Here is a 24,990-nt window from a genome sequence, read left to right on the forward strand (position 1 = left end):
TAGAAAGTAACGAAGACATCCACCTCAGTGCAGATGGGCAGATCAACCAGATTGCACAAGGAAGCATCAACACCAGCACGCAAGACAGCATTATTAGCCATGCCAGCAAAAAGATCAGTTTATTTGCAGCGCAAGAAGGGGCACGACTGTATGCAGGCAAAGGCAAGATCGAGATTCAAGCCCAAGGGGATGGTGCTGACCTGATTGCAAGAAAGGGTGTGCAGATTATTTCGACGGAAGATGCGGTTTATATTACCAGTCCAACCGAAATTAATCTGACCGCCGGTGGTTCACAAATCAAGATTAATGGCTCGGGGATTTTTCCGACCACAGGCGGAAAATTCGAGGTAAAGGCGGGGCAGCATTTGTTTAAGAGTGGTGAAAATGTTCATGCAACCATTCCTTTAATGCCTAAATTGGGATTACACAAAATACAATTTGAATTGCGAGATACTGAAACACAAGCGTTGTTGCCTTTCACTTCTTACATGTTAATGAATGATCAAGGGCATGTAAGCTATGGAAAAACAGATGCGAATAGTTTAACTCAGGCATTTGTCACTGATAAGCAAGAGAATTACTATCTACATGCAATCAATGACAAAATAAAGAAATTGGATAACTAAGATGGCAAAGTATCCTCAACCTAAGCTTGCACAAGCTGTATTAAAGAATGTGCCAAAACATATTGCTTTGCCACGTTTGAAATATGTGATTACAGCAAAAACATCTGAAGCTAAATCTACCTATGTATCTAAACTGACACCTTTTAATAAGTTTATGAAAACCCATAAAATTGAGGTGAATTATGATACTGCAGTAGTTCAAGTTGATATTTTCTTAGACGATAAATGGTATCAAGGCGCAATCCTTCCACATTTAGCACAATCTGAAAGCGGAAAGTTTACAGAGATCAAGTTTAAATACCATCAAGCGCAAAGTTCCCCGATAGAAGAAAATAAAATCCAAAAAGTTTATATAAAAGAAGGTATGGAAGTTGGTTGGTTGTTGATTCGAGAAGATGAGACTGTCGATGCATTGTTAAAACGTATCTATGCATACCCTCCTACGGCAAAAGAATTTTCTATTTTTAAAAATAATAATGCCCATTTGCCAGGGTTATCAACCAATGGACCAATGACTGTGCTTAAGCCGTGTCAGGTGGTCATTTTATCAAATAAATATGGTAATGATCTTAAGCTGAGTGAATATAAGCGGTTAGCGAGCAGCGTCGAAGAAAAATTGAAGCTATTGAGCAAGTCCTCAAATTTTGATGCAGCATTTTTTGCTGCAAATTATGAACTTTTGTACGATTATTGGTCACATGCTACTGAAATGGCATTAGCCAATGTAAGTGACCAAAAGAAAGTCGTTACAGTTGATGAGTTTAGGAAGGAATACTGTCAAGGTGATGATGATCTATTAGATCAAGTTGAAGAAAGAACGGGGCAAATTGTAGATAGCGCTGAACAAAAAAGCGAGCGAGATAGGAAGCTTAAAAAGAATGAGCTTCTAGTCATGAAAGAAACATCACTAGAAAAAGTGATAAAAAGCAATGATGCGATTATGGCTGTTTATCAAAGTGAACAGCTAATGAAATCTAAATATGCGAACCCAAAGCATTTTTCAGATTTTAAGAAAAAATATGCCTCACTTTATAGCCAGTTGGGTACAGCACTCAAAGATATGCATATTGTAGAGCCTCAGACTCAAATCCCTTTAATGAGAAAGTATATGAAAACGGACTCTCTTATACGCTCAGATGCTGTAAGAGGTGGTTTGAAGCATTACGATAAAATGATCGTCGATTTAGGGAAAATCAGTATCGGTTTAAGAATGGGTAAGCAATTGGTTGTCGGTTTAGGTGCTGCGATTTTCTTTAAAAATACAATGGATGCCTATAACACGGGTGATATGGAGCTTACAAAGAAAGTGGCTATGATTGAAGGCAGTAAGATTGCTGGTGGTATTATGGGAGGAGCTGCTGGTAACTTTGGAGGAAAAGTGGCCGCAAGGGGGATAATTTATATTATTGGTGCTGTGGCAGGAGCAGCTGGATATACAATTTCCCTACCTGTTTCCTTGACTATTACAGCTGTTGTTATTGGTGCAGGTGTGATTGGTGGTGGTAAATATGGTGCAGATTTTGCTGAGGATGAACTCAAAAAAAGGACAGGGGTATGTTAATGGAAGGTCAATTAGTTGATTTTTATGGTAGCGTTTTAATTAGCTTACTTGTTATTGGCTTAATGCTACTTTTATATACATATATATATAACCTGTTATTTATAAAAAAAAATAGTAAAGAACTTTCTGAAAAAATATATGGCATTGAAGAGTATTTAGATGAGGTGGGAATCTCTTTTGAAAAGGTACTACAACTTAATTTTATATTCTCTATGATGTGGTTTTCATATTTTATAACATACAGACGTTATGAAAAGATGCCGTATTTTGCAAAACGTGGAGAAAAGAGTCCTAGCTTGTATCCAAATCTGTATCAGGATAATGTTATTTATTTATGTGAAAAATTTAAAAAACAAATTATTATAATTGAGATATTATCTTTGTTTGTTTTTATTTTTGGAATCGCATTTTTTTTCTATGAGTCTATTGCTGATTTTCTAATATATTTAGGTTTTTAATATATTTTAAATGGCTTTGTTGCATAAAGATTTTAAAGATAGAGCTTTCCTAAGTTGTTTAAATTTAAGTGACAACTTGGGTGTGAGGTCGGCCGAGCTCCGTAAACTTATTTAAGATGGCCACACGTGCATGAATCTCGTTGACTTGGCTATCAAAATTCCGAGCACTGAGCTTATCGCCTAATAATTTGATGCAGTGCATCTTGGTTTCTACCAGACTTCGCTGATGGTAGCCCGACCATTTTTTCCATAGTGTCCTGCCTAAACGTTTAACAGTGCGAAGTAATTCATTTCGCTCTAGCGAATGAACTTTTGTATCTTTCCAAGGCTTCGCATTTTTTCTGGGTGGAATAATCGCATGGGCATTTCGATCTGTGATCAACTGGCGACACCGCTTTGTGTCATAAGCTCCATCGGTATAAACAGAGTCAATCTGCTCATCTTGTGGAATCTGATTAAGTAAATCACCAAGCACCTGTGAATCACTGACATTATTGGTTGTGAGCTGAATAGCGCGTATTTGTAGGGTTTTGGCATCTATAGCAATATGTAGCTTACGCCATTGGCGACGATATCTAGGTCCATGTTTCTTGCGTTTCCATTCACCCTCACCTAGAAACTTCAAGCCTGTATAGTCCATGAGTAGATGCAGCCCATCGCTACTTTTTTGGTAGCTGATTGCAATATCAATATGCTTTTGTCTTCTACAAAGCGTACTGTAATCTGGTGCTGTCCAATTTAATCCGCAAAGTTTAATCAGACTTTGCACAAAGCCAGTGACCATACGTAAAGACAGACGAAATAAGGATTTAATCATTAAGCAGCATTGGATGGCTGCGTCGGAGTAGGTTTTATTTCGTCCTTGTTTGCCTTTTGATAGAGCATACCATTGCGTAGTAGGATCAAACCAAATGGCAATATTTCCGCGATTAATGAGTGCTCGGTTATATGCGGGCCAATTGGTTGTGCGGTAGATTTTGTGTGTAGGCTTCTTCATTTGAAAATTATATGGCTGAAGAAGCCCTTAAGAATAGCTTTCTGCAACAAAGCCTTAAAAAACTAAAACCAGATGTTGAAAATAAGTTTAGAGATATACCCTGGGATGGGCTTTGGGGAAGTTTCGCAGGTGCATTTCAAAATACTGTTGAGGGTCATGTTGATAAATTAGGTAGTGGTTTTGCAGTCGTTTTTGGTTCCTTATATATACTGTTAGCTCAAGGTATATTAAATGGATTAAATACAGGTTTAGCCGCAATCAGTTATGCTGGATTGTACAGAGTGAAATTCGAACCATTTATTACAAATAACATCAGAACAAGTAAATTGGCTTCAGTGTTAAGAAAAGAGATGATTCTAGCAGCAGCCAGAGAAAATCCTGCTTTAGCGCAGAGTATTAAAACAGATCCAAGAAATTTAAAATTCATGATTGATCAACATATTTTGGATTTAGCAACAAAAACAAATTTGAAAAAACATGTGGTGAAAAGAAACCTTGTAATTGTAAAAGGGGTTTTTAAGAATGTTGATAGTTTTGAACAAGCTTTAAAAGCGGTGACAGTAGATAATATAGATCTTAAAAATGCGGTTTCAAGTGATTTTGATCTGCAATGGCGTGATAGAGTAAAAACGTCAGTTCAAGAAACTCTAAATAGATCTGCCCCCAATGTAACTAAGATGTTTTTAGCTGGTAGTTCTTTAATTATTGGTGCATTCCAAACTTGGGTTTTTGTAAAGTTATGGGATGATGCCTATGGTGATGAAGTGATGGCGCATGATGCCCGGAATAATAGTTATAGAGCTTATGCAGGTGCGATGGCAGCAATTGCTTCGTTTGCACAGTTTGGTGATGTTCTTACAAAACAAGCTGGATTTATGAAAACTTCACTTAACCTAAGTGCTAGATTGCTAGGTGGGGGAGCTGCTCTTGCTGTTGGAGTCATGGATTTATTAGACGCTACCGATTCTCGTGTAGAAGGTAATTACAAATTAATGACTTTACAATTTATAAATGGAATTCTTGGCTTAGGTTTCAGTTATGCATTATTCAAAGGATTAAGCATTTTGGGAGTTTATGGATTAATTATCGCAGGTGTGATGATAGGATTGTCAATTATGATAGCTAAATATAAAGATAATGCACTACAAGATTGGGTCGAAAGGAGCTCGTTCGGGACTCTAAAAAATGATAGATACAAAACTTTAGATCAATTGAAATCCCAATTTGACATTTCACTAAAAGCAATCGCTCAATAGGAATATTATGCTCTATCATAAGCTATATGGTGTTACTACCAAATATCCGAAAGCTCAGAATATAGATCACTTACAGTCGTATTTAATTGAAGACTTACCTAAGGTAGAGCCTGTTGATTATGGTTATATTCGAGAATTAACCAATGATTGTATTGAATTTTATGATAAAAGTTTTTATGGAAGAGGCGGAATTGTAGGATTAGGCTTAATCGGCCTATTTTTTATTTTAATGCCACTAACTTATTTAATACCTGCTTTATTCACTAAATTTTTACAAGATCAGTATATTTTTATAGTATTATCAGTGTTTATACTTATTGGAGGATTTATATTCATAATATGGTTGATTGGAGTGAAAAATTTTATTTCATTTCGTCAATTTCCCATTAGATTCAATCGAACTTTAAAAAAAGTATATTTCCCTAAAATTGATGATAAAGAGTTTGTTGTTGATTGGGATGATTTAAATGTGACTGTAGAGAAAATAAATATAAAGTCAGATATCGAATATCATGAAATTAAATTTAAGTTTAAGGAAGATATTGAGCAACCTTTTTATTTGGTTAGAAAAGTCAGTGATGAAAAAGATCTATTGAAGTTTTCATCTTGTTGGCAATTTGTAGTGAATTACATGGAAGGTGAGGAATATAAACATATTAAGAAAAAAAATTATTATTCAAAAGTGTTTGGTATATTTAAAAAATCTTGGTATACATTCTTTGACAATGATTATGTTTTTAAAGAAAATAATATTAATTCGAAATATGAATATGTGGTTGATGAGGCTGGAAGTTTAAAACGAAACAAAATTATTAACTATGCTCGATCTTTCTTTTTCTTTTATTATCTTATTTCATTATTAGGTAATCTATTTATTCATGTGTTTAATAGAAATTATTCTTTTGAAGATGAAAATGATACTGGTAAGGTTGAAGGTGTTAGCTTAAATTCAACTAAATTTGGATTCACTCACTATTTAATATGTATTCTATGCGCTTATATAGGGCTATTGTGCTTTTCTTCGTTTATTGAATTTATTATGCAAACACGAGGTCGTGGGTTTGATAATTATTTGAAATTTTGGAATTTTCTATAATAAAAAAGCCCTTTCGGGCTTTTTTGTTTAAGGCAATTGCTGAATCGGACTACCACCCAAAGCCTGCAATAACGTCACATAATCATTGTACTGGGTCTGTTTAGCCTGAACGAAACTTAAACGTGCTTCACGTGTAGTACGTTGGGCATTGATCAGATTCTTGAGTGCCACAGCACCATTTTTATAGTGGACTTGAGTCAGTTGTTCTGTTTTCTCAGCAAGCTGAACATTACGTTCTTGCAGTGCGACTTGTTGATCTATTTCATGACGTGTTGAGAAAGCATCTTTCAACAGCGGCAATTGGCTTTAAATGACTTATAACTTTGGTGTTTAAGCGTTTAATTGGAGGATGTGAGAAGGTTATCTATCTTAATTTCTAAATATTAATATTATTGCATAAAAGATTATTGTCAAAAATCATCTTTTCGTAAGTCTAGTAGCAACGAAAAAGCAATTTAAAAATGAAGATGAAGAGTATCAAGAATTTGTAAAAGCGGTAGTGAGTGTTTAAATATGTATGATTTAGTGAGGTTTGAAGGTCGTATTCAAGAGTTAGAAATTCATAACGGAGTACTAAATACTTTAGGGGACGCAGGAGATAACTTAATTAAGTCTTCAGCGATTTTAAGTACAGTTGCTGGTAGTGTTTCCTTGGGTGCGCAAACCGTTTTTTTGGCCACGCAAAGCCGTTTACATATCCAAACTGTGGTGATGAATATAGAGGGTAAAGTTTGCGTAGGTCAGTTTCACCGTGCTCTATTTGAAGCAGGTGAATATGTCATTTGTATTGCTCGACAAATTGAACCGAATGTATATGAGTTATGTTCAGTGCTTAGTCCAAAAACAGGTTTATTGCATATGCAAGTAGGAATGGGTGCAGCTGATAAACCTGCATACAAGTCAATGATGAAAGGTGGGAGAGTTTGGTATGCAATTGGCTTTGTAGTAATAGTTATTGTTTGGATTATTGTGCCTAATGATTATTCAATTGACAATTTATTGCTTTGGGGAGGCTGTTTATTTATATTTTATTTTATTTTTATGTTTATTGTTAAAAATGCATTTAACTCATTACGCCATATGAATGAAAAATCAGAACAAGTTTTTAAGATGTATGGGTTTAAAAATCCAGAAGAGATTTATTTGCTGACAGCTCGACACCAAGATGATAATGCAAAACTAATATTAGAATCGGTTTATGAATACCGGAGAGCTGTTGAATATGATCCTTACCCTGAAAGTTACATTAAAGAAAAAGAAATGAAAAATTGATGTATTTATATGATTTGATAAAATTTGAAGGTCGTATTCAAGAATTAGAAATACATAACGGAGTACTAAATACTTTAGGAGACGCAGGAGATAACTTAATTAAGTCTTCAGCGATTTTAAGTACAGTGGCTGGTAGTGTTTCCTTGGGTGCACAAACGGTTTTTTTAGCCACGCAAAGCCGTTTACATATCCAAACTGTGGTGATGAATATAGAGGGTAAAGTTTGCGTAGGTCAGTTTCACCGTACCCTATTTGAAACAGGTGAATATATCATTTGTATTGCTCGACAAATTGAACCGAATGTATATGAGTTGTGTTCAGTACTCAGCCCGAAAACTGGTTTATTACATATGCAAGTGGGTATGGGAGAATCGCTTGCAAAACATAAAGCTGGAGTGCGGAAAGAAAAAATAGTTTGGTATGCCATTTCAATGCTAATTACAGGTATAGTAATCTTCACATTTGATAGTATTAATCTAAAAAATATTACTATTTTATTTATTTCAGGGATTCTATTTTATTTTATATTTTCCTTTATCATAAAAAAAGCTTCTGATTCTTTGGAGTCTCTTCTTGAAAGCTCAGAGGAGATTTTTAAATTATATGGGTTTAATAATCCCCAAAATCTTAGTCTTTTAAAAAACCGCTATTTAGATAATGAAAATTCTATTTTATTAGAATCAGTTTATGAGTATAGAAAATCTGTAAGTAATGATCCATATCCTAAAACCTATATTCTAGATAAGGAAAATGCATAATCTAATCAAAATTGAAGGTCGGATAGAGGCTTTAGAAATTCATAATGAAATGATGGGTACTATGGGGTCCGGTCGTGATAGCCAAATTATGTCTTCAGCACTTTTGGGGGGAGCGACTGAGAGCTTATCGCTTTCTGCACAGACCCTTTTTGTTGCTTCACAAAGCCGTTTACATGTGCAATGTATTGTGGTAAAAATAGACGATAAAATCTGTGTAGGTCAATTTCACCGTGCATTATTAGAAGAAAATGAACAAGTGGTGTGTGCCGCTCGACCAGTAGAAGGCAATTTATATGAACTTTATGCGGTATTAAGCCCTAAATCGGGTTTGTTACATATGCCAGTAGGTATGGGGGCATCTAAAAAAACCTATACAGCTTCAGCAATGAAAGGTGCTCGGTTGATTTATGCTGGTATGGTTATACTATTAACGTTAGTTTTCATATTTGGCGTAGAATTCACTCAACAGAAATTAGTTATAGCTGGAGCCGTTACCTTTCTATTTTATTTTGTGATTATTTTTATCATGAAAGGGGTAATTCGTTCGTTATTACATTTGTCAGAGAAGTCCGAGCAAGCCTTTGAAGTATTGGGGTTTAAAAATCCTGAAGAGGTTTTCTTATTGCCAAGTCGACTCCTAAGTGTAAAGCATTCTTTATTACTTGAAAGTGTATTTGAATACAGAAATGTAATTCAAGATGATCCTTATCCTAAAAATTATTTTGATAAAAATGAAAAAAATTGAAGGTCAGATTGAAAATCTTTTTGTTAGTAAAACAAAATATGATTTTATAAAAAATAGTGGTAAACAAGCAACTATTTCAGCTGCCCTTGGAGCAGCAGTCGGGAGTTCTACATTAGCCTCACAAGCCGTTTTGGTAGCAAATAGCCAATGGGATGTCAAAGAATGTAGTTTTGAACTAAATGGACAAAAATATGATGGGATATTCGAAGATATATACTTTTCAAATAATGCTCAACTGATATGTTTAGTTCAAGATAATATTGTTTTAGTATTGATCGATCCCAAAGATAATAAGATGTATATTCCTATTGGGACAGGTGACAATGTAGAACAATTAAAAAAGAAATGTTTGTATATGTTTTTAGGGTTTTTTTTTATAGGAGTTATGATTTTATTTTTTATTGGTGGAGATGTAGGTTTTTTAATATTGGCAATATGTGTAACAATACTTTTTTCCTTTTTTTTGCTAGATCAATATATAAATCTGAAGTGGGAAAAAGTTTATTAACTGAAAAAATATTGACCTTATTGGGTGTTAAAAATATTAGTGAAATTAATTTAATAAAAAATGCTTTTGTTGATAAAAATGAACATATGACAAAATCTTGGGTAATCGAATATCAAAATGCATTTAAGCAAAATAATCCTTATCCTAAAAATTATTTTGATAAAAATGAAAAAAATTGAAGGTCAGATTCAAAATCTTTTTGTTAGTAAAACAAAATATGACTTTATAAGAAATAGTGGTAAACAAGCAACTATTTCTGCTGCCCTTGGAGCGGCTGTTGGAAGTGCTACATTAGCCTCACAAGCTGTTTTAGTTGCAAATAGTCAATGGGATGTTAAAGAGTGTAGTTTTGAGTTGAATGGAGAAAAATATCAAGGTGTTTTTGAAGATATTTACTTCAATGAAGGGGCTAAATTGATATGTTTAGTACAGGATAATGTCGCTTTAGTTTTAATTGATCCAAAAGATAATAAAATGTATATCCCTGTTGGCACGGGTGAAACTATTAAACAATTGAAAAAAAAATATAGTTTAATAAATCTTTGCTTTTTTATTGTTACTTTTTTTGTAGTATTTTTTTTAAGTGAAGGGTTTATTTATAATATAATTACTATAGTTATATGTATTGCTCTTATATATTTTTTTGTGAGTTTACCAATGTACAAAGCCGAAGAAGGAAAAGGGTATCTTACTGAAAAAATATTAGAATTATTGGGTGTAAATAATATAGATGAGATTAATTTAACTAAAAATTCTTTTGTTGATAAAAATGAACATATGACAAAGTCTTGGGTCATTGAGTATCAAGATGCATTTAAGGAAAATAATCCATATCCAAACGACTATTTTGAGAAAAAATGAAAAATCTTTTTTATTTTTAATTTTAAGCACTCTAATAATTGGTTGTAATAATGACTCTAATGCAAAGAAAACTGCAGAAAATGAGAGTCAGGATGTCAATAAGCTTATAAAATTAGAAAATTCTTCTGAGATTTTAAATTAGCAACGACCTACGCATCTAATGGTGGCAAGGAAAATTTAAAGAAAGCTTATGAACTTTATAACATGGCAGCAGAACTAGGATCCACAGATGCTATGTTGCAATTGGGTTTATTGCTTAGAGAGGGAAATGAAGTTGTATGAAGAAATGATAAAGCTTCTACGCAATGGTTTATGAAACTAGCTGATAAAGGTGAGGCAGCTGATTACACAACGTTGGAGTAGCCTACTATAAGGGGCTCGGTGTTGAGCCGGATAAAAACAAAGCGTTTCATTATTTTTTACAATATGCGGAAAAAGGCTTGTTACAGTCTCAGGTCTTAGTTTCTAGCTTATTATATAATGAGTTGGTGTTAACAAGGATTTAGCTACTTCATTTGAATGGGCGTTAAAAGCTGCAGAGCAGGGTGATATAGACTCCCAGAATATTGTTGGTTTAGCTTATGAAAATGGTGAAGGGGTAGAGAAAGATCCTAAACAATCATTTATCTGGTTTAAGAAAGCTGCGGATAATGGACAAGTATTTGCGAATTGTAATGTTGCACTAAAATATTATATTGGTAATGGTGTAAATCAAAATTTAGATAAAGCAATCAAATATGCAGAAGTTGCTTTTAGACAAGGTGATGAAGGTGCTTATCAATTGCTTTCTGAAATTTATAGTGATGATGCGAGCTTGAAATATAATCCAGCTAAAGTAGCTAATTTAAAGAAAGATTATGAAAATCTGAAGAATTAATGTCTTATTGATATTTAGATCAGAGATAAGTAGGACTTGGCTATATTTTTACTGGGATTAATTAACTCTTCCGAAATCAATTAAATAACTTACATAAGTAAAAAAGCCCTTTCGGGCTTTTTCAATTGAAATCAAGGCAATTGCTGAATCGGACTACCGCCCAAAGCCTGCAATAATGTGACATAAGCATTATACTGCGTCTGTTTGGCTTGAACCAAACTTAAACGTGCTTCACGTGTCGTGCGCTGGGCATCGATCAAATTTTTCAGCGCCACAGCACCATTTTTATAACGGACTTGGGTGAGTTGTTCTGTTTTCTCAGCCAGTTGCACATTACGTTCTTGTAGTGCCACTTGTTTGTCTATTTCATTACGTGCGGATAACGCATTTTCAACATCTGCAAATGCTTTATATAGCGTCTGACGGTATTGGATAATCGACTTTTCATACTCAAGTTCATTGACACGCAAATCACGCTTCATGTCATTCCATTGCAGGAAAGGTAGCGTAAGACCCGCACCCAATATCGCAGCAGGATTCGACAGCACGTTGCTGAGTGACGTGCTTGCGCCTCCTGTGGAAATGCTGCCTGTTAAATTAATCGAAGGATAATAGCTGGCCTTATTGGCATCTTTGTTTGCCAATGCTTTACGTAAACGTAACTCAGCTGCCTGCAGGTCAGGACGACGGGATAAAAGTTCAGCAGGTAAGCCTGATTGAATCTGCGGTAGGGCAGAACGTGGTAAGCGCTGTGGCTCCGCAATATTCAACTGTTGAACTGGTTGATTGAGTAGTACTGCAAGAGCAGTCCGTGTTTCAACTTTCTGCTGTTCAATCTGACTTAATGTGGCTTTTTGACTCTGCACCGCTTGTTCGGCTGAGGTCAAATCAAGACCTGATACTGCCCCAGCTCGGTACTGTGTTCGTACTAATTCATAAGTCTTCTGCGTACTCGCCAAATTTTGCTGAGCCACAGACAGACGTTCATTCAAGTATCCCAATTGCCAATACAATTGTGCAGTTGTCGCAATCAGGCTTTGTGCAGTGGCTTGTAAATCTTGCTCAGTCGCAAGCGCTTCCCATCGAGATGCTTCAGTTTGATTGGCCAATTTACCGAACAAGTCTAGCTCATAGCTTAAGCCAGGATAGTTCAGTGAAATACCATTTGAAGAATCGCCATCACCATCTAAACTAAAGCGATGACCGACCGATGCACCTGCATTACCAATACGCACACCTTGCTGACTTTCAGATTGCTTGGCTTGAATGCGTGCTTGTTGCAAATTAATCCCAGCAACAGCTAAATCAGTATTACGGGCAATCACTTGTTCAACCAATTGGTTGAGCTGTGCATCACCAAATAATGTCCACCATTGATCATGAAAAGCCTGTTGGTGGATATTTTGGCTGAGTAGTTGGCTGTTTTGAAAGCCCTGTGGAATATCGACTGCAGGAGCTTGATAAGGCGTTTTCACTACAGCCGCACAACCGACTAAAGAGCCTGTTAATGCTAAGGTCATGAACAGTTTATGAAGTTGATTACGCATAGTTGTACCCTATTATTCTCTTGACAGTGCATCGACAGGATTTAAGCGAGCAGCATTTCGTGCTGGGATAAAACCGAATACGATCCCGATTAAACTTGAACAAACGAATGCGGCTATTATTGATGTGGTTGAATACGCCATTTGGAACGTGCCACCAGCAAAGTGTGTAATCAGCTGACCAATACCTAGTGATAACAACACCCCAAGGATACCGCCTAAAATACAGACCAATACGGCTTCAATCAGGAATTGTTGCAAAATATCGCTTTGTCGAGCACCCACGGCCATTCGCACACCAATTTCTTGCGTTCGTTCAGTGACAGACACCAACATAATGTTCATGACACCGATACCACCAACGACTAAAGAAATCACAGCAATCGCAGAAATAAGTAAAGTCATTGTAGCGGTAGTTTGCTGGATGGTTTCACGAATACTGTCCGCATTTTGTGTGAAGACATCTTGAGCCCCATGACGTTGAACGAGTAAATTCAAGATTGCATTTTCAGCAGCTGTGCTTGAATATTCATCTTTTACACGAACGATGATGCTTCTCACATTCGACTGTCCAAGCATTCGACTCATGACAGTTGAGTAAGGGAGATAGACATTGAGACTATCTGAATTACCCATTGCACCTTGTTGAGCATCTACGATACCAATAATACGACTAGGTACACTGCCCAATAGAATTACTTGACCAATAGGATCCGTACCATCGCTAAAGAATGTCTTTTGGGTATTGGTATCAATCACAACATCTTGGGCTTGTTCAGTAACACTATGTTTGTCAAATGGTTGACCTGATTTAAACGTTAAACCACGCACATAGAAAAAGTCTTCGCTGACACCATTGACCGTTGTGGATGCCTCTACATCTTTATATCTTCCTGTGACAGAACTATTGACTGAAGGACTGACTCCATCGACATAAGGCTGTTCCGCTAATGCATCAGCATCAGCAGGGATTAAGGTCTTGGCCTGAGAAGATCGGGAGTTATCACCAAAACCACGTCCTTGGTAGACCGTAATGGTATTGGTCCCCAAACTACTAATATTTTCTAAAATTTGTTTTTGTGATCCATTACCAAGTGCGACAACCGAAACGACAGATGCGATCCCGATAATGATTCCGAGCATAGTCAAAAAAGTACGCATTCGATGAGCATTCATGGCCAGAAGCGCCATGCGGAAAGCTTCACCTAAACGGTCTAAAGCTGAACGCCAAGACGATGTTTTCTTTTGCTCAGCACGAATCAATTCTTCACGTTCAAAGCCATCATCAATCTCAGGAACATTGGGTTCATCTGAAATAATATTACCGTCTGAAATCTCAATAATACGAGTCGCATTTTTGGCAACATTGTGATCATGAGTAACGAGAATGATGGTATGACCTTTGGCATTCAGCTCGCGTAAAATACGCATCACTTCAATACCGCTGTTTTTATCTAATGCCCCAGTAGGCTCATCGGCGAGAATAACATCACCGCCATTCATCAACGCGCGAGCAATCGAAACACGCTGTTGCTGACCACCTGAAAGTTGACTTGGGCGGTTTTGGGTTTTTTCACCTAGACCTAAATCAGACAAAAGTTGAACCGCACGATCATGGCGTTCAGAAGCATCAGCGCCGGCATAGATCGCAGGGACTTCGACATTACCAGCTGCATTTAAGTCACCAAGTAAATGGTAGCGCTGGAAGATAAATCCGAAATATTCACGGCGTAATTGAGCAAGTTCGTCTGGTTCTAGCTCACGTGTTTCGCGTCCCTTAACCTTGTAGCTACCATTGGTCGGTTTATCTAAACATCCTAAGATGTTCATCAGTGTTGATTTTCCTGAGCCTGATTGACCTACAATGGCAACCAATTCTCCAGGATAAATCTCAAGATTTACCCCTTTTAGAATTTGCACAGTAGATTCACCAGCAGGGAATTCACGGGTCAGGTTTTTGACCTCGAGTAGAGGCATTCTCGTCTGACTCATAATTACATTCTCATTGGGCCAGCGCCACCACGTGCGCCACGTTTAGCTGAGTCATTTGATGAATCAGAGCCATCAGCAATTACAACTTTATCGCCTAATTTTAAACCGCGTAAAACTTGTGCTGTTGCACGGTTATTTAGACCGATAAGAACAGGGGTCGGTTTGACTGTGCCATCTGCTTGAAGTACGCGTACCATAGCCATGGAAGCTTTACCTTGATCGACTAATGTCTTTTCCTCAGCGGTTAATTCTAAACGCTTAGGACGATCAGCTGATGAACGTTCGGCACGCCCTTCACCACGAGCTTTTTCATTAGGTTCTTGTGCATTTGAACCCGCATTTGCACCACGCTGGCGAGCAGGACGATTTGAGCTTTGAACAGCAGAAGATGGAATAGTCAGTGCATTCTTTACTTCATCTAACACGATATAAACTTGTGCAGTCATATCAATACGCAATTTTCCATCTTCATTAGGAACATCGAATAGAGCGTTGTAATACACAGCTGTACTTGATGAAGATGAATTTGAGTTGTTGGTTTCTGTATTGATTGAGTTAGGTGCAGGTTCAACTTGACGCAGTGTTGCGTAATGCTTTTTCTCGCTATTACCTAAAGTAGTGAAATAAACAGTTTGACCTTCCTCAACACGCATAACATCTGCTTCAGAAATTTCAGCCTTAACCGTCATGGTGTCAAGTTTTGCTAATTTCACGATGGTTGGCGCGCTTTGATTCGCGTTCACTGTTTGACCTTCTTCAGTCACAATTGCCACAATTGTGCCATCCATCGGAGCAACGATACGGGTATAGCCTAAATCTTCTTTAGTCGTAGCCAGTGATAAACGAGATTGCTCGATTTGAGCATTCATCGCGACGATATCGGCTTGAGCAGTTTTATAACTTGCTAATGCGGACTCATATTCGGCACGAGAAGTTGCATCTTGGGCATACATGGCTTTTTGGCGATTATATTCCGCCTCAACTTTAGTCAGATTTGCTTGTTTGACTGCCAATTGAGCCAACTGATTTTTAATGCTGGCTTCAGCTGTTTTTAGATCATTTTCCTGACGAACGGAATCGATTTGAGCAATCAGTTGACCTTGTTTGACTTGATCACCCAGTTGTACATACATTTTTTTTACCTGACCTGAAACCTGTGCACCAACGCTAACCATTTTGGTCGCTTCTAATACACCTGTTGCAAGGACAGAGTTTTCAATATCACCACGTGTCACTTCAGCGGTAATAAACTGAGGTTGCTCATCTTTAGGTTTAAAGAAATACCAAGCTAAAGCGATAGCTGCAATCGTAATGATCGCGATGATAATCAATTTCGTTGGTTTTATTTTTTGCATGGCGATATTGAAAAATGACGGAAATTGAGAGAATTATAATGATGAAATAAGGATAAAAAGTGTATTTTTCTTAAATAAAATCAATAATCATTTTTATAGTTATAAATAGACCTTGCTCGTTAACTAAGCAAACAAGGTTTTTCCACATAATTCAGCAATGGCTTGTTGTATGAGGTGTTCTGGATTTTCATTATTTTTGCCTTTGATGGCAGCATCGATTCTTAATAGCAATTGTGGCCATGTGAGAAATTGCTTGGGATTAAGACGTCTCAAGGCTTGTTGATAAAGACTGACTTTGGTTTTCCAGATGCCGAGTTGTAATGCATTTTGTGGTTGCTCAAAAAGTTGCATCAGTAAGCGCATTTCTTTGCTTACCGTCCATAAGACCAAACTATGTGGTTCGCCAGCTTCGACTAAATATTGGTATATTTTGATCGCTTGGCTTAGGTTGCCTGAAATTAATGCATCGCTTAAGTCAAAAGTGGTATAGCGTGATTGATCTTGTAAGCATTCGAGCAAATGTTGCATTTCAAGATGCTGTACATCGGGGAACGTGTCTGCCAGACGCATTAAGCTGTTTTTAGCAGCCAATAAATTATGTTCGTGGTGGACTTCGAGCCATTGCCATGCATCTTGGCTCAGTTGAATCCCAATTTTATCAGCTTCTATGCTGAGTATACGCTGACGATCTTGCGCATAAGTTGCTGTAAGAGGAACCAAGACGCCATTGGCTTCAATCGTTTGAAAAAACGCCGACTTTAAGCTACTGCTATCTTGCTTAGGCATAATGATCAACAACAAGTTGTGTTCATTATGCTGGATATAATGCTTGAGTAACTTTAACGCATTGGCATCTGGCTTAATGTTGCCATGGACCTCTACTGCGAGATTTTGTGAAAAAAGAGAAAGGCTGTTGAGTGCATTAAATACATTTTTCCAATCAGCAACGCTTTGGATGTCATAGCGTTCTCTTTCCACGTGATTGATGATCCAACTTTGACGGAAAGCATCTAAAAGATTTTGCTCAAGTAAAGGTTCTTGACCATGTAATACCCATGCACCACGTGCTTCGTTTGCACGTTTTAATGCTTGTAGATAATCTAACTTCATTCTGAGTTACGGATTTTCAGAGGCAGTAGGTTCAAAAGTTTGTTGCACAGGTAACAGTACATTTGCTTCTGCTTTTGGCAGACGGTTTGCAGCAATTTGACGAGAGATCTGTTGAGCGACATCGTCAATTAAGATTTCACTGAGATATTTATTTTGTTGATCATCTGTGTTCACGGTTGCAACATTATATTGATATGTACGTGTCGCAGTTAAAGTTCGAGGTTTTGTCACCAAGTTACCTTGACGATCTTCGATTTGGAAAGTCACAGAAAGTCTGAGTAGAACTTCAATGAGTTTGCCGTTGAGCTCATGGCGAATTGGCTTATAGTCGATGATACGTAATACATATGCATCGTTGGAATTACTCAGTTGCACACCTGCAGCAGTGAGATAAACACTGAGTTTACGCTCTAAATCAGAAGTATTGGCAGGGAGTGCTAATTCAAGCTTTGTATAAGCCAGTGGCGTTGAAGTTGGATTGGTCCCTTTTAGATGAAATCCACAGCCGACCATAGTTGCGCTTAAGCCTAAAGTTAGAACAGCAATAGCTAAACGTTTGCTCAAATGCATTGTAGATCCTCTGTGTATTTCCTGAGACTCAGGATAAATTTTGAATATTCTGATTGTATGTGCAAAGCCCGTTGACTGGCAACGGGCTTTGTTTGGGAATTGTGAAATCCTTATATTCCCCTCTTATTTAAAAGAGGTGAGAAGCAATGCTTCGCAAGGGAAATTAAATCCCTCCTGAGTAGCATCGCTACGCAAGTCCTTTTCTTGCGCTTTGATCTAAAGCTGTGCTTTATATCTTACTCAGGGAGGCTTAAAGGCCTTAAACCACCAAGTTTACTAATTTATTTGGTACCACAATTTCTTTCTTAGTTGGGCCAGTTAAGAACTGTTGAACTTCAGGTAATGCTTTTGCCATTGCCAAGATATCATCTTTAGATGCATCTACAGACACTTCTAACTTACCACGAAGTTTACCATTCACCTGAACCACGATTGTTTGCGAATTACGTGTTAATGCAGATTCATCCACGATTGGGAATAATGTTGCATTTAACTCGATACCAAACTGCGCCAATAATGTTTCACTTAAATGCGGTGCAAATGGTGCAAGCAAAGTTAAAAGCGTTGTAATAGATTCACGTGCAACAGCAACATCGTTGTCATCTTTCGCTTCAAACTTATTGTTTGCATTCAGAAGTTCCATCATCGCTGCAATCGCAGTGTTAAATGCATGACGACGTTCGATGTCATCACCCACTTTTTGGATGGTTTCGTGAGTCTTACGACGTAAGTCTTGAGCCGCAGTTGAAAGCGCAGCTTTATCAATCGCTGATGCAGTATTACCTTGTTCAAGGAAACCAGTTGCCAAGCGCCATACACGTTTTAAGAAGCGGTTTGCACCTTCCACACCTGCATCTGACCATTCAAGTGATTGATCAGGTGGTGCAGCGAACATCATAAATACACGTGCCGTATCTGCGCCGTATTGGTCAATAATAGATTGTGGGTCGATACCGTTATTTTTCGATTTCGACATTTTTTCTTGACCACCAACGATAACGTCTTGACCATCACCTTTGTATTTTGCAGATGTGATACGACCTTTTTCATCACGCTCAAGTTCGATGTCAGCAGGGTTGAACCACGTTTTTTTACCTGATTCAGATTCGCGGTAATAGGTATCAGCAAGTACCATACCTTGCGTTAACAAGTTGGTGAATGGTTCGTTACCTTGTACTACACCTTCATCACGCATCAATTTGTGGAAGAAACGTGCATATAACAAATGCAGAATCGCGTGTTCAACACCACCGATGTATTGGTTTACAGGAAGCCAAGTTTGTCCCGCTTCAGGTTTAACCATACCACCAGTAAAGTCTGGAGATGCATAACGTGCATAGTACCAAGATGATTCTACAAATGTATCCAGCGTATCTGTTTCACGACGTGCATCACCGTTACAGCTTGGACATTTCGTTTCATAGAACTCAGGCATCTTGTTGAGAGGGTTACCTGAACCATCAGGTACAACGTCAGTTGGAAGTACAACAGGAAGTTGATCTTCAGGAACTGGCACTTGACCACAGGTTGGGCAGTTAATCATTGGAATCGGACAACCCCAATAACGCTGACGAGATACACCCCAGTCACGTAAACGGAATTGAACTTTTACATTCGCGAGACCTTGTGGTTCTAATTTTGCAAGGAAAGCATCAAATGCACCTTGGAAGTCTAAACCGTCAAATTCGCCTGAATTGACCAATTTACCTTCTTTTGAACCGTACCATTCTTGCCACTCTTTCGCATCAAAATCATTATCATCAGCGCCTTTCGCATCAATGACTTGCTTGATTTTTAAGCTATATTTATTGGCAAATTCGAAGTCACGTTCATCGTGTGAAGGCACTGCCATCACCGCACCTGAACCGTAAGACATCAATACATAGTTTGCGATCCAAACAGGAACTTCTTCACCTGTGACAGGGTGCTTCACAGAAAGACCTGTCGCCATGCCTTTCTTCTCAGCAGTGGCAAGATCTGCTTCTGCCACAGAACCCATACGGCATTCTTCAATAAATGCAGCCAATTCAGGGTTAGTTTCAGCAGCTTTAAGCGCCATAGGGTGTTCTGCTGCAACAGCAACATACGTCACGCCCATTAAGGTATCGGCACGCGTGGTAAAGACTGTTAAGCCATCTGCATAAATTTCAGGATTTGCTGAAGGGAAGGTAATTTCCATACCCTGTGAGCGACCAATCCAGTTACGTTGCATCGTAAGGACTTGTTGTGGCCAACCGTCTTTGAGTGTGTCTAAATCGTCAAGTAATTCTTGCGCATAGTCAGTGATGCGGAAGTAGTACATTGGAATATCACGTTTTTCAACCAAGGCACCTGAACGCCAACCACGACCATTTTCTACTTGTTCATTTGCAAGTACAGTTTGGTCTACAGGGTCCCAATTTACCGTTGAAAGCTTACGGTAGATTAAGCCTTTTTTATAAAGCTGAACGAATAACCATTGTTCCCAGCGATAATATTCTGGTGTACACGTTGCAAATTCACGATCCCAATCAACCGCAAGACCTAATTTTTTAAGCTGATTACGCATGTAATCGATATTTTCAAAGGTCCATTTTGCAGGTGCAACTTGGTGTGCAATCGCAGCATTTTCAGCAGGTAAACCAAACGCATCCCAACCCATAGGTTGTAATACAGTTTCACCTTTTAAACGGTGGAAGCGGCTGATCACATCACCAATCGTGTAGTTACGTACATGACCCATATGCAGTTTGCCACTTGGGTAAGGGAACATCGAGAGGATATATCGACGTGGACCTTCTACAGTGTCGGCAACTTTAAAGGCTTTGCGAGATTCCCAGTCCTGTTGAACTTGGGGCTCAATCGCACTGGCTTGGTATTCAGAGTCAATGTGAGTAGTCATATACGTAATACAAGAGAACGGTTAAAAAATTTAGCGCACAGCATAGCGCAAAACGCACCTAAAAGTGAATTTTACAGACTGAAAATGGATGCAAAACTTAAATTAAGATCAAAAAGACAATTTCACTCATTTGAAACTTGAGTTTCGCTTAATGGAGCAGCATTTGTGTTTTGTGACTCAGTATTTGAAGCACCGTTTGTTTGCTGTTGCGTTGGTATCGTTTGAGTCTGTGAGGTTTGAGGAGCTTCGCTCGGGTTCGTATTGGTATTGACTGAGGTTGTTGGTGCTTTCCAACCATATGTTTCAACTTTACCTTTCTTTTTTGCTGATTTTGGTGGCGGGGTAGTGGTGTAGTGGGTTGAACCATTTTGATCGACCCATTTGTAATATTCTTTTGCCTGCACCATAGATGAATAAATAGAAACGAAAACAACCGTTGATGCTAAACAAGAAAGTTTTAAAGATGATGCTAGTGAATTCATGACTTCACCTATAAAGAAATATGAGGGGAGTGAGTTCTTTTACACGTTTATATCGCAGCATTTTGCAGGATACTGATGAAGATTAATTGGTTTTATTTTAATCAAAAAAATCATTTTGCGTATAAATTGTTTTATATAAATATTAAAAATAAGTGTTTGAAATTTTTTTTATAAATCATCCAACCAAAAGTTATCGTTTGAAAAATAATCGGTTGGTAAATAAACAATAAAAAGGTTTCGGCAAACCTTGACTTTGGTCGTGAAAAAACTAAAAATGCTGCTCTAGTTTTATATGTTTTGTTCGATCACCCTTCGAATAAATATCATAGCTTGCAATAACGTTGTCTCTAAGCCGAGACAATGAAATAGCAGAAATATGTTTATCCCAACATGTTGAATATGCAGTCGCAACTCAAACGGTTGTGATCGAAAAATTTTATTATTGCAGCAAAAACGATGAAATATGTGTGCTATAACAGTGCATACAAACGAATGAATGAAACACGACTTATGTCTCCCATAACCGTCGTGGAAATAAGATTAGGGTGAATACGTTGGAACTTTTATCTGGTGGTGAAATGCTTGTTCGCGCATTGGCGGACGAAGGCGTTGAACATGTTTTTGGATATCCAGGCGGCGCAGTTTTACACATTTACGACGCGCTATTCAAACAAGACAAAATTAATCATTACCTCGTGCGTCATGAGCAAGCTGCTGGTCATATGGCAGATGCATACTCGCGCGTAACAGGTAAGACAGGTGTTGTACTGGTGACTTCGGGTCCAGGTGCGACTAACACTGTGACACCAATTGCGACAGCTTACATGGACTCAATCCCAATGGTGATTTTGTCTGGTCAGGTTGCAAGCCATTTGATTGGTGAAGATGCATTCCAAGAAACGGATATGGTTGGTATTTCTCGTCCAATCGTGAAACACAGTTTCCAAGTGCGTCATGCGAGTGAAATTCCAGCGGTTATTAAAAAAGCTTTCTATATCGCGTCATCAGGTCGTCCAGGTCCTGTGGTTGTTGATATTCCAAAAGATGCAACAAACCCTGCTGAAAAATTTGCATACGAATACCCTGAAAAAGTAAAAATGCGCTCTTACCAGCCGCCACATCGTGGTCATACTGGTCAGATCCGCAAAGCTATTGATGAATTGATCAATGCTAAACGTCCTATTATTTATACGGGCGGTGGTGTTGTTCAAGGCAATGCATCACATTTATTGACTGAATTAGCACATCTATTGGGTTATCCAGTAACCAATACATTGATGGGGCTAGGTGCATTCCCTGGTAATGATCCTCAATTTATTGGTATGTTGGGTATGCATGGGACATATGAAGCGAACATGACCATGGGTCACGCTGATGTGATTCTATGTGTTGGCGCACGTTTCGATGACCGTGTAACCAATAATCCTGCAAAATTCTGTCCAAATGCGAAAGTGATTCACATTGATATCGATCCTGCTACGATTTCAAAAACAATCATGGCGCATATCCCAATCGTGGGTGCGGTAGAGCCAGTTCTTCAAGAAATGTTAGCGCAATTAAAACAGCTGAATATTTCTAAGCCGAACCCTGAAGCTATTGCGGATTGGTGGAAACAAATCAATGAGTGGCGTCAGGTTCATGGTTTGAAATATGAAAAACCAACTGACGGTACGATGAAACCTCAACAAGTTGTTCAAGCTTTAGATAAAGTAACGAACAGCCAAGCAATCATCACTTCTGACGTTGGTCAACATCAGATGTTTGGTGCGTTGTATTACAAATACACACGTCCACGTCAATGGATTAACTCAGGTGGCTTAGGCACGATGGGTGTTGGTCTTCCATATGCGATGGCGGCTAAGCTTGCATTCCCTGACCAACAAGTTGTTTGTATTACAGGTGAAGCATCCATTCAGATGTGTATCCAAGAGCTCTCAACATGTAAGCAATATGACCTAAATGTTAAAATCTTGTGCTTAAACAACCGTGCTTTAGGTATGGTGAAGCAATGGCAAGATATGAATTATGAAGGTCGTCACTCAAGTTCATATGTTGAGTCATTGCCTGACTTTGCGAAGTTGATGGAAGCTTACGGACATGTAGGTATTCAAATTGATCATGCGGATGAGCTTGAATCGAAGCTTGCAGAAGCAATGGCGATTAATGATAAATGTGTATTCATCAACGTGATGGTTGACCGTACTGAGCATGTTTATCCGATGTTAATCGCGGGTCAATCTATGACAGATATGTGGTTATCTAAAGGGGAGCGCACAGCATGAGACATATCATCTCTGTTCTCATTGAGAACGAATCTGGCGCGCTTTCACGTTTAGTGGGTTTGTTCTCACAACGTGGTTATAACATTGAAACTTTGAACGTTGCGCCAACAGAAGACCCAACAATGTCTCGTTTGACATTGACGACTTATGGTGATGATCACAAGATTGAGCAAATCACAAAACAACTCAACAAACTTGTTGAAGTGGTTAAAGTGGTTGACCTTTCTGAAGGTTCACACATTGAACGTGAATTGATGTTAATCAAAGTAAAAGCTTTGGGTTCTGCGCGTGCTGAAATTAAACGCACAGCAGATATCTTCCGCGGACAAATCGTGGATGTAACACCAACGACTTACACGATTCAAATCGCGGGTACAACTGAGAAAATTGATGGTTTTATTGATGCTTTGGCAGAGAATACCATTCTTGAAGTTGTACGTTCAGGTGTGTCTGGTATCGCACGTGGCGAAAAAGTTTTAACAATCTAATTTTTTATTAACAAATTCTTCCCTCCTCCGAGAGGAGGGGGTTGGCGAACCACATTAACATTCGCTAATCAAACGGAAGCCAAAGCATTTTAGCGGAGACAGCAATGCAAATTTTTTATGATAAAGACTGCGACTTATCTATCATCCAATCTAAGAAAGTAGCAATCATTGGTTACGGTTCACAAGGTCACGCTCACGCGCTTAACCTTAAAGATTCTGGCGTTGACGTAACTGTTGGTTTACGTGCTGGTTCTGCTTCTTGGAAAAAAGCTGAAAATTCTGGTCTTAAAGTTGCTGAAGTTCCTGCTGCTGTAGCTCAAGCTGACGTAGTAATGATCTTGACTCCAGATGAATTCCAAGCTCAACTTTACCGTGATGTAATTGAGCCAAACATCAAGCAAGGTGCTACTCTTGCATTTGCTCATGGTTTCTCTGTTCTTTATAACCAAGTTGTTCCACGTGCTGACTTAGACGTAATCATGGTTGCTCCAAAAGCACCTGGTCACACTGTACGTTCTGAATATCAACGTGGTTCAGGTGTTCCTGATCTTATCGCGATTCACCAAGATGCTTCTGGTAATGCACGTAATCTTGCGCTTTCTTACGCTTCAGGTGTTGGTGGCGGTCGTACAGGTATTATCGAAACTTCATTCCGTGAAGAAACTGAAACTGACCTTTTCGGTGAGCAAGCAGTTCTTTGTGGTGGTGCTGTTGAATTGGTTAAAATGGGCTTCGAAACTCTTGTTGAAGCGGGTTACGCACCAGAAATGGCTTACTTCGAATGTCTACACGAACTTAAATTGATCGTTGACTTAATGTTCGAAGGCGGTATCGCGGACATGAACTACTCTGTATCTAACAATGCTGAGTACGGTGAATACGTTACTGGTGTTGAAGTAATCAACGAACAGTCTCGTGAAGCGATGCGCAATGCGCTTAAACGTATTCAATCTGGTGAATATGCGAAGATGTTCATCCAAGAAGGTGCGTTAAACTACCCATCTATGACTGCTCGTCGTCGTCAAAATGCTGCTCACGGTATCGAAGTAACTGGTGCTAAATTGCGTGCGATGATGCCTTGGATTCAAGCAAACAAAATCGTTGATAAAGAAAAGAACTAAGTTCTCGAATCATCTGATTTGAATGCGAAAGCCCACTCAAAATGAGTGGGCTTTTTTTGTCTTAAAAAATGGATCAGATTATTAATTAAAATTGTGTGCCTCAAGGTAAGGCAGTGTTTTTCATTTCTTGTATTTTATTCAAAGTATGGC

At 38.3% G+C, this 24,990-nt stretch carries 23 protein-coding genes and 3 pseudogenes; 17 read left to right on the forward strand and 9 right to left on the reverse strand.

The window, feature by feature from the left end; genetic code table 11:
* The 3 genes from AC1M9M_RS07200 to AC1M9M_RS07210 all read left to right on the forward strand — a co-directional run.
* Positions 1-626: DUF2345 domain-containing protein (locus tag AC1M9M_RS07200; protein ID WP_481595997.1), on the forward strand; the 626-nt coding region annotated here is incomplete at its 5' end.
* Between the two features lie 49 nt (positions 627-675).
* Positions 676-2,187, forward strand: a complete 1,512-nt coding sequence (locus tag AC1M9M_RS07205) for a hypothetical protein (RefSeq protein WP_481595998.1) — start codon at positions 676-678, stop codon at positions 2,185-2,187.
* Positions 2,187-2,645, forward strand: coding sequence for a hypothetical protein (locus AC1M9M_RS07210; RefSeq protein ID WP_104490782.1), 459 nt, complete (start codon positions 2,187-2,189; stop codon positions 2,643-2,645). Before AC1M9M_RS07205 ends, AC1M9M_RS07210 begins: the two co-directional genes overlap by 1 nt.
* A gap of 64 nt (positions 2,646-2,709) precedes the next feature.
* On the opposite strand, the gene AC1M9M_RS07215 is transcribed toward AC1M9M_RS07210, so the two are convergent.
* Positions 2,710-3,642, reverse strand: coding sequence for an IS5 family transposase (locus AC1M9M_RS07215; protein WP_481595999.1), 933 nt, complete (start codon positions 3,640-3,642; stop codon positions 2,710-2,712).
* Positions 3,643-3,653: 11 nt separating this feature from the next.
* On the opposite strand from AC1M9M_RS07215, the gene AC1M9M_RS07220 reads away from it, so the two are divergent.
* Positions 3,654-4,898 (forward strand): hypothetical protein, encoded by a 1,245-nt coding sequence (locus tag AC1M9M_RS07220; protein ID WP_481596000.1) that lies wholly within the window; start codon positions 3,654-3,656, stop codon positions 4,896-4,898.
* Positions 4,899-4,905: 7 nt separating this feature from the next.
* Positions 4,906-5,994: a hypothetical protein gene (locus AC1M9M_RS07225; RefSeq protein ID WP_481596001.1), complete on the forward strand. Its 1,089-nt coding sequence runs from the start codon at positions 4,906-4,908 to the stop codon at positions 5,992-5,994.
* Positions 5,995-6,021: 27 nt separating this feature from the next.
* Here AC1M9M_RS07225 and AC1M9M_RS07230 read toward each other — a convergent pair.
* Positions 6,022-6,276 (reverse strand): annotated as a pseudogene (locus AC1M9M_RS07230) (efflux transporter outer membrane subunit); the annotation flags it as partial.
* A gap of 231 nt (positions 6,277-6,507) precedes the next feature.
* Between AC1M9M_RS07230 and AC1M9M_RS07235 the strand changes: the two are divergent.
* The 9 genes and pseudogenes from AC1M9M_RS07235 to AC1M9M_RS07275 all read left to right on the forward strand — a co-directional run bounded on the left by AC1M9M_RS07235 (position 6,508) and on the right by AC1M9M_RS07275 (position 11,015).
* Entirely contained in the window at positions 6,508-7,266 is a 759-nt protein-coding gene (locus AC1M9M_RS07235; RefSeq protein WP_481596002.1) for a putative type VI secretion system effector, read from the forward strand.
* Positions 7,266-8,024 carry a putative type VI secretion system effector gene (locus tag AC1M9M_RS07240; protein ID WP_481596003.1) on the forward strand — a complete coding sequence of 253 codons (759 nt, stop codon included), beginning with the start codon at positions 7,266-7,268 and terminating at the stop codon, positions 8,022-8,024. The genes AC1M9M_RS07235 and AC1M9M_RS07240 overlap by 1 nt, the downstream gene beginning before the upstream one ends.
* Positions 8,017-8,769, forward strand: coding sequence for a putative type VI secretion system effector (locus AC1M9M_RS07245; protein WP_481596004.1), 753 nt, complete (start codon positions 8,017-8,019; stop codon positions 8,767-8,769). The genes AC1M9M_RS07240 and AC1M9M_RS07245 overlap by 8 nt, the downstream gene beginning before the upstream one ends.
* Positions 8,756-9,277 carry a hypothetical protein gene (locus tag AC1M9M_RS07250; protein WP_481596005.1) on the forward strand — a complete coding sequence of 174 codons (522 nt, stop codon included), beginning with the start codon at positions 8,756-8,758 and terminating at the stop codon, positions 9,275-9,277. Before AC1M9M_RS07245 ends, AC1M9M_RS07250 begins: the two co-directional genes overlap by 14 nt.
* Positions 9,259-9,456 carry a hypothetical protein gene (locus AC1M9M_RS07255; protein ID WP_481596006.1) on the forward strand — a complete coding sequence of 66 codons (198 nt, stop codon included), beginning with the start codon at positions 9,259-9,261 and terminating at the stop codon, positions 9,454-9,456. The genes AC1M9M_RS07250 and AC1M9M_RS07255 overlap by 19 nt, the downstream gene beginning before the upstream one ends.
* Positions 9,443-10,138, forward strand: a complete 696-nt coding sequence (locus AC1M9M_RS07260; RefSeq protein WP_481596007.1) for a hypothetical protein — start codon at positions 9,443-9,445, stop codon at positions 10,136-10,138. The genes AC1M9M_RS07255 and AC1M9M_RS07260 overlap by 14 nt, the downstream gene beginning before the upstream one ends.
* 359 nt (positions 10,139-10,497) lie before the next feature.
* Positions 10,498-10,644 (forward strand): annotated as a pseudogene (locus AC1M9M_RS07265) (hypothetical protein); the annotation flags it as partial.
* Between the two features lie 8 nt (positions 10,645-10,652).
* Positions 10,653-10,745, forward strand: a pseudogene (locus tag AC1M9M_RS07270) (tetratricopeptide repeat protein); the annotation flags it as partial.
* Positions 10,746-10,763: 18 nt separating this feature from the next.
* Positions 10,764-11,015: a hypothetical protein gene (locus tag AC1M9M_RS07275; protein ID WP_481596074.1), complete on the forward strand. Its 252-nt coding sequence runs from the start codon at positions 10,764-10,766 to the stop codon at positions 11,013-11,015.
* A 131-nt stretch (positions 11,016-11,146) separates the two neighbouring features.
* Here AC1M9M_RS07275 and AC1M9M_RS07280 read toward each other — a convergent pair whose 3' ends face one another.
* The 7 genes from AC1M9M_RS07280 to AC1M9M_RS07310 form a co-directional block, all read right to left on the reverse strand.
* Positions 11,147-12,562, reverse strand: a complete 1,416-nt coding sequence (locus tag AC1M9M_RS07280) for an efflux transporter outer membrane subunit (RefSeq protein ID WP_481596008.1) — start codon at positions 12,560-12,562, stop codon at positions 11,147-11,149.
* Positions 12,563-12,574: 12 nt separating this feature from the next.
* Complete coding sequence (locus tag AC1M9M_RS07285) at positions 12,575-14,551, reverse strand: MacB family efflux pump subunit (protein ID WP_481591671.1); 1,977 nt, start codon at positions 14,549-14,551, stop codon at positions 12,575-12,577.
* Positions 14,552-14,553: 2 nt separating this feature from the next.
* Complete coding sequence (locus AC1M9M_RS07290; RefSeq protein ID WP_481596009.1) at positions 14,554-15,906, reverse strand: MacA family efflux pump subunit; 1,353 nt, start codon at positions 15,904-15,906, stop codon at positions 14,554-14,556.
* Between the two features lie 123 nt (positions 15,907-16,029).
* The gene (gene holA / locus AC1M9M_RS07295) at positions 16,030-17,016 is read right to left on the reverse strand and encodes a DNA polymerase III subunit delta (RefSeq protein ID WP_481596010.1); all 987 of its coding nucleotides are present in this window, start codon (positions 17,014-17,016) and stop codon (positions 16,030-16,032) included.
* Positions 17,017-17,022: 6 nt separating this feature from the next.
* The gene (locus AC1M9M_RS07300; protein ID WP_035270158.1) at positions 17,023-17,586 is read right to left on the reverse strand and encodes an LPS-assembly lipoprotein LptE; all 564 of its coding nucleotides are present in this window, start codon (positions 17,584-17,586) and stop codon (positions 17,023-17,025) included.
* 259 nt (positions 17,587-17,845) lie between these two features.
* The gene (gene leuS / locus AC1M9M_RS07305; protein WP_481596011.1) at positions 17,846-20,467 is read right to left on the reverse strand and encodes a leucine--tRNA ligase; all 2,622 of its coding nucleotides are present in this window, start codon (positions 20,465-20,467) and stop codon (positions 17,846-17,848) included.
* Between the two features lie 122 nt (positions 20,468-20,589).
* Positions 20,590-20,949 carry a DUF4124 domain-containing protein gene (locus AC1M9M_RS07310; protein ID WP_481587145.1) on the reverse strand — a complete coding sequence of 120 codons (360 nt, stop codon included), beginning with the start codon at positions 20,947-20,949 and terminating at the stop codon, positions 20,590-20,592.
* Between the two features lie 554 nt (positions 20,950-21,503).
* Here AC1M9M_RS07310 and AC1M9M_RS07315 point away from each other — a divergent pair.
* The 3 genes from AC1M9M_RS07315 (at position 21,504) to ilvC (ending at position 24,840) form a co-directional block, all read left to right on the forward strand.
* Positions 21,504-23,231 carry an acetolactate synthase 3 large subunit gene (locus AC1M9M_RS07315; RefSeq protein WP_481596075.1) on the forward strand — a complete coding sequence of 576 codons (1,728 nt, stop codon included), beginning with the start codon at positions 21,504-21,506 and terminating at the stop codon, positions 23,229-23,231.
* On the forward strand, positions 23,228-23,719 hold the full coding sequence (ilvN, locus tag AC1M9M_RS07320; RefSeq protein ID WP_035265631.1) for an acetolactate synthase small subunit: 492 nt from the start codon (positions 23,228-23,230) through the stop codon (positions 23,717-23,719). The genes AC1M9M_RS07315 and ilvN overlap by 4 nt, the downstream gene beginning before the upstream one ends.
* Before the next feature lie 104 nt (positions 23,720-23,823).
* Positions 23,824-24,840 (forward strand): ketol-acid reductoisomerase, encoded by a 1,017-nt coding sequence (ilvC, locus tag AC1M9M_RS07325; protein ID WP_035265630.1) that lies wholly within the window; start codon positions 23,824-23,826, stop codon positions 24,838-24,840.
* Positions 24,841-24,990 lie beyond the last annotated feature (150 nt).

This window comes from Acinetobacter sp. ANC_7503, assembly GCF_056780035.1.

Excerpts from the sequence above, each read along its gene's own strand:
- AC1M9M_RS07300 (WP_035270158.1), bottom strand. The coding sequence starts at position 17,586 with ATGCATTTGAGCAAACGTTTAGCTATTGCTGTTCTAACTTTAGGCTTA.
- AC1M9M_RS07245 (WP_481596004.1), top strand. The coding sequence starts at position 8,017 with ATGCATAATCTAATCAAAATTGAAGGTCGGATAGAGGCTTTAGAAATT.
- ilvN (WP_035265631.1), top strand. The coding sequence starts at position 23,228 with ATGAGACATATCATCTCTGTTCTCATTGAGAACGAATCTGGCGCGCTT.
- AC1M9M_RS07310 (WP_481587145.1), bottom strand. The coding sequence starts at position 20,949 with ATGAATTCACTAGCATCATCTTTAAAACTTTCTTGTTTAGCATCAACG.
- AC1M9M_RS07280 (WP_481596008.1), bottom strand. The coding sequence starts at position 12,562 with ATGCGTAATCAACTTCATAAACTGTTCATGACCTTAGCATTAACAGGC.
- AC1M9M_RS07215 (WP_481595999.1), bottom strand. The coding sequence starts at position 3,642 with ATGAAGAAGCCTACACACAAAATCTACCGCACAACCAATTGGCCCGCA.
- AC1M9M_RS07260 (WP_481596007.1), top strand. The coding sequence starts at position 9,443 with ATGAAAAAAATTGAAGGTCAGATTCAAAATCTTTTTGTTAGTAAAACA.
- AC1M9M_RS07210 (WP_104490782.1), top strand. The coding sequence starts at position 2,187 with ATGGAAGGTCAATTAGTTGATTTTTATGGTAGCGTTTTAATTAGCTTA.
- leuS (WP_481596011.1), bottom strand. The coding sequence starts at position 20,467 with ATGACTACTCACATTGACTCTGAATACCAAGCCAGTGCGATTGAGCCC.
- ilvC (WP_035265630.1), top strand. The coding sequence starts at position 23,824 with ATGCAAATTTTTTATGATAAAGACTGCGACTTATCTATCATCCAATCT.
- holA (WP_481596010.1), bottom strand. The coding sequence starts at position 17,016 with ATGAAGTTAGATTATCTACAAGCATTAAAACGTGCAAACGAAGCACGT.
- AC1M9M_RS07225 (WP_481596001.1), top strand. The coding sequence starts at position 4,906 with ATGCTCTATCATAAGCTATATGGTGTTACTACCAAATATCCGAAAGCT.
- AC1M9M_RS07250 (WP_481596005.1), top strand. The coding sequence starts at position 8,756 with ATGAAAAAAATTGAAGGTCAGATTGAAAATCTTTTTGTTAGTAAAACA.
- AC1M9M_RS07240 (WP_481596003.1), top strand. The coding sequence starts at position 7,266 with ATGTATTTATATGATTTGATAAAATTTGAAGGTCGTATTCAAGAATTA.
- AC1M9M_RS07220 (WP_481596000.1), top strand. The coding sequence starts at position 3,654 with ATGGCTGAAGAAGCCCTTAAGAATAGCTTTCTGCAACAAAGCCTTAAA.
- AC1M9M_RS07235 (WP_481596002.1), top strand. The coding sequence starts at position 6,508 with ATGTATGATTTAGTGAGGTTTGAAGGTCGTATTCAAGAGTTAGAAATT.
- AC1M9M_RS07290 (WP_481596009.1), bottom strand. The coding sequence starts at position 15,906 with ATGCAAAAAATAAAACCAACGAAATTGATTATCATCGCGATCATTACG.
- AC1M9M_RS07285 (WP_481591671.1), bottom strand. The coding sequence starts at position 14,551 with ATGAGTCAGACGAGAATGCCTCTACTCGAGGTCAAAAACCTGACCCGT.